The organism is Micromonospora sp. NPDC049201 (assembly GCF_055586805.1).
On sequence record NZ_JBVJHM010000042.1, the window covers coordinates 1 to 1,831 of the forward strand.

The 1,831-nt window shown below is 67.0% G+C and carries 1 protein-coding gene; it reads right to left on the minus strand.

Going from position 1 to position 1,831, the window contains the following annotated elements; genetic code table 11:
- Nucleotides 1-1,813: non-ribosomal peptide synthetase (locus ACZ6O5_RS31250; RefSeq protein WP_465981925.1), on the minus strand; the 1,813-nt coding region annotated here is incomplete at its 3' end.
- Nucleotides 1,814-1,831: the final 18 nt, after the last annotated feature.

Genomic DNA, 1,831 nt, shown 5'->3' on the forward strand with positions numbered 1-1,831 from the left:
CGCCGAGTGTGCTGCGGATGCGGCTGATGAGGCGGGTGGCGAGGAGGGAGTGTCCGCCGTGGTCGAAGAAGTTGTCGGTGGGGGTGAGGGTGGGTTGTTTGAGGATGTCGGCCATGAGTCCGCACAGGATTTCTTCGTGTGGTGTGCGGGTGGTGTGGGGTGTGTGGGTGGTGGTGGGTTGGGGTGGGGGGAGGGCGGCGTGGTTGAGTTTGCCGTTGGGGGTGGTGGGGAGCTGGTCGAGGGTGATGATGTGGTGGGGGATCATGTAGTCGGGTAGGTGTTGGGTGAGGGTGGTTTTGATGGTGTCGGGGTCGATGGTGGTGTGGGGTTGGGGGACGATGTAGGCGATGAGTTGGTGGTCGGGGGTGGTGGTGACGGCGGCGGTTCTGATGTTTTCGTGGGTGCTGAGGGTGGTTTCGATTTCGCCGAGTTCGATGCGGTAGCCGCGGATTTTTATTTGGTTGTCGGTGCGGCCGAGGTATTCGAGTTGTCCGTCTGGTCGCCATCGGGTGATGTCGCCGGTTCGGTACATTCTGGCGCCGGTGGTGCTGTGGGGGTCGGGGATGAATCGGGTGGCGGTGAGGGCTGGTTGGTTGGTGTAGCCGTGGGCGGTGCCGGCTCCGGCGATGTAGAGCTCTCCGGGGACGCCGGGTGCTACGGGGTTGAGGTGGTTGTCGAGGACGTAGAGGTGGGTGGCGGTGACGGGTCGGCCGATGGGTGGGGTGGTGTTGCCGGTGAGGGGGTCGGAGAGTGTGGCGGCGATGGTGGTTTCGGTGGGTCCGTAGGCGTTGATCATGAGCCGGTTGGGGGACCAGTGGTGGATGAGGTCGCCGGGGCAGGCTTCGGCGCCGACGAGGAGGCAGCGTAGGTGGGGTAGGGGGGTGGGGGTGACGGTGGCCAGGAGTGTGGGTGGGATGAGGGTGTGGGTGATGCGGGCGTGGTGCAGGAGGTCGCTGAGGTCGTGTCCGGCGATGATTCCGGGTGGGGCGATGGTGAGGGTGGCGCCGTGGGGTAGTGACATGAGGATTTCCATGACCCAGGCGTCGAAGCTGGGTGTGGAGAGTTGTAGGACGCGGGAGTCGGGTCCGAGGGCGAGTCGGGTGTGGAAGGTGTGGGCCAGTGAGGTGAGTCCGGTGTGGGGGACGCGTACGCCTTTGGGTTGGCCGGTGGATCCGGAGGTGAAGATGATGTAGGCGCTGGCGTGTGGTGTGGTGGGGGCGACGACGTCGGCGGGTTCGGTCGGTTCGGTGGGGGTGTCGTCGGCGGGTATCGCGGTGAGGTTGAGGGTGGTGGCCAGTGGGGTGGTGGTGTGGTCGGTGACGGCGATGTGGACGTCGGCTTGGGTGATCATGGTGTGCAGGCGTGGGGTGGGCAGTGTGGGGTCCAGGGGGGTGAACACGCCGCCGGCTTGGGAGACGGCGAGTGCTGCGGTGATGAGGTCGATGCCGCGGGGGAGGAGGAGTCCGACGACTGTTTCGGGGCGGACGCCGGCGGTGGTGAGTTGGGTGCTCAGGGCGCCGGCGCGTTGCCACAGTTGGTGGTAGGTCAGGGTCAGGTCGCCGGCGGTGACGGCGGGGGCGTCGGGTTGGGCGTTGACGTGTGGGGCGATCATCTGGGCCAGGGACAGCGCGGGTTGGCTGTCGCCGCCGTCGCCCCAGCGCAGCAGGTCGGCACGTTCCGCCGCGGACACGACGTCCCACTGTGACAGGCGGGCTCCGGCGTCTCCGGAGACCAGGCCGGTCAGGACCCGCAGCCACCGGTCGACCAGATCGGCAACCACCGTCCGGTCGAACAGATCCAACGAGAACTCCACCACCCCATCCATCCCGGA